Source organism: Phaeobacter sp. JH20_29, from assembly GCF_048056175.1.
GTDB lineage: Bacteria > Pseudomonadota > Alphaproteobacteria > Rhodobacterales > Rhodobacteraceae > Phaeobacter > Phaeobacter bryozoorum.
This window is the reverse complement of the sequence record NZ_JAYMWO010000008.1, coordinates 1-2617: the sequence shown is the minus strand read 5'-3', so window position 1 is coordinate 2617 and position 2617 is coordinate 1. Positions and strand designations below refer to the sequence as shown.

At 54.6% G+C, this 2617-nt stretch carries 1 protein-coding gene, 1 tRNA gene and 2 pseudogenes; all 4 read left to right on the top strand.

The features are described from left to right. The first annotated feature begins 2 nt into the window (after positions 1-2). Positions 3-79, top strand: a tRNA-Met gene (locus tag VWZ85_RS06140). Between the two features lie 74 nt (positions 80-153). Further along, positions 154-732 (top strand): annotated as a pseudogene (locus tag VWZ85_RS06135) (IS5 family transposase); the annotation flags it as partial. 222 nt (positions 733-954) lie between these two features. Continuing rightward, positions 955-1830 (top strand): glycosyltransferase family 2 protein, encoded by an 876-nt coding sequence (locus VWZ85_RS06130; protein WP_416543077.1) that lies wholly within the window; start codon positions 955-957, stop codon positions 1828-1830. A gap of 62 nt (positions 1831-1892) precedes the next feature. Next, positions 1893-2617: pseudogene (locus VWZ85_RS06125) on the top strand (IS5 family transposase); the annotation flags it as partial.

Below are 2617 nucleotides of genomic sequence, written 5' to 3'. Positions count from 1 at the left end.
GTCGCGGGATGGAGCAGCCCGGTAGCTCGTCAGGCTCATAACCTGAAGGTCGTAGGTTCAAATCCTACTCCCGCAACCAAATTCTCAATGAAATATCAGCACCTTAAACCTCGCTCCGGCGGGGATCTTCGCGTTCAGGCACAGGCACTGGATGCAATGATGATGGTTGGCCTGGCTGCCGAGCACGGCGAGGAAAAGACCGTGATGATCCCCTCTCATTGATTGCTGCGTAATCAACTGCCGGGCAGTGGACGCGACCTATTTGAAGGTGCATCGCACTGCGACCAGCATGGCCGCGAAAAAGGGAGGCGCGGTAGTCTGATCGGTCGCACCAAGGGCGGCATGAATACCAAACTGCATGCCATTTGCGACAGCTAGGGGCGCCCGCTCAGCCTGTTCGTCACCGCTGGGCAGGTCAGCGACTACATCGGTGCGCGGGCGTTACTGAGTAGCCTGCCCAAGGTCGACTGGCTGCTCGGGGACCGCGGCTATGACGCCGACTGGTTCCGAGAAGCGTTGCAAGACAAAGGGATACGCGCGTGCATCCCTGGCCGAAAGCAACGAAAGACACCGGTTCGATACAACAAGCGCCGATACAAACGACGCAACCGCATCGAGATCATGTTCGGCAGGCTCTAGCACTGGAGGCGCGTCGCAAAACGCTATGACCGCTGTCCCAAGGTATTCCGCTCGGCCATCGCTCTGGCTGCGACCGTCATCTATCGGTTATGAATCCTGACCCTAAACTACGCCAGATCCTGTCCAAACATTGGGGAGTAGCTCAATGTGTCCTGAGCCTAGACGATTTTTTTACGATTTCCTCCTAAGAAGAAGACCTAGATGTAGCCACACGATTTACCCTCAGATCCGCAAGGCCCAGCAGCGCCTTTCAGGCTTGCCGAGCTACCTATACTAAAAATCTATCAAGTTTCAAAATGAGTGGAGGAGACTCCTGTGAAGATCTGTATCGTTATCCCGACATATAGGCGCAATGTTCAACTCGTGCGTTTATTGTCTCAGCTTGCGGAGTTGCGCGAGACATACATGGGACAAGTAGAGTACAGCGTTATCGTTACGGACTCCGACCCGAATAACCCTGCTAGTGACATCATCCAACAGCTTTGCGACCGTTACATCCTGAACAAGGGAACAGGGTTCGACGACAACCTGTTCTACTTCTACAAGGATTATGCGGGGGCTTTTGATTTTGTGTTTAGCTGCAGCGACGACGACTTATTTAACTGCGGGCCGGTCAATGCGCTGGATCTTCTCGAAATCGCGGCGCGGCAAGACAAGGCAGCTGTCCATTTTAATCACTTCGAATATAGTACCGACTGCCCAGATAGTATGGATATGTCATACACGCTTAGCCCGGCGGCCTATCACCTACCCGCCTTAAGCAATGACCCGGAAAAACTTCGGGCAAGGTTCCTGTGGGGGCCGCCCAGACATGTCGGACTCCTCTACAAATCCAGCCACATCGCTGGTCTGCTGAACACAATGACTGCGTTCAGGGGAACATTGCACCTTTATGCTGTGCCCTTCATGTGCGCTCTGGAAAGCGAGGATGCCTCCTTTTTTGACTACCCTCTCAACTATTTTTCGGCTGCAGTAGAAAAAGACGGTGCATGGGAGAACACAGCAAACGTCTTTCACGGCTTATTGCAGTACCTTATCGCATCCAAACAGCTTTTAAATCCGGAGAGCTTCGAGATAGCGCAAAGAGGCTTTGTGAGAACCTATCTCGGAAAATCTGCCTGGTTGAGGAAAATGATTTCTGCCCCCTTGCCGACCGAGGCAGAGGTGCTGGCCAGCATTGAGCAAGCTTAGGGTCAGACCCCATTGATTTCCGCTTGGCTGGATGGTTCACGGTTCGAAAACGAGCGGTGAACATGTCTGATCTTTTCTGGCTGAGGGACGCGCAGGTGGCGCGCCGTGAGCCTTATTTTCCGAAGTCCCACGGCGAACCACGCGTTGATGACGGGCGGGTGCTGGGTGGTATTATCTTAATTAATATCAGTGCCTTACGATGGCGCGATGCGCCTATAGCATATGGCCTGCTGAAGACCCTCTACAACCGTTGGAAGCGGTGGAGCGACAAGGGCATTTTCGCTCGGATGATGGTCGGCCTGGCCGCCGAGGATGGCGAACAGAAGACCGTGATGATCCCCTCTCATTGATTGCTGCGTAATCAACTGCCGGGCAGTGGACGCGACGTATCTGAAGGCCCACCGGACAGCGACCAGCATGGGCGTCAAAAAGGGGGGCGTCGACGTCTGATTGGTCGGCCCTGTTCGTCACGGCCGGTCAGGTCAGAGACTACATTGGCGCACGGGCATCGCTGAGCAGCCTTCCTGATGCCGACCGACTGCTTGGGGACCGCGGATATGACGCTGATTGATTCAGAGATGTGTTGAAAGACTAAGGGATACGCGCATGTATCCCAGGCCGAAAACAGCGCAAAAAGCCCGTCAAGTACGACAAGCGGCGCTACAAACGCCGCAACCGGATCGAGATCATGTTCGGCAGGCTCAAGGGCTGGCGACGTATCGCAACCCGCTATCACCGTTGCCCCAAGGTCTTCCTCTCAGCAATCGCTTTGGCTGCAACTGTCACT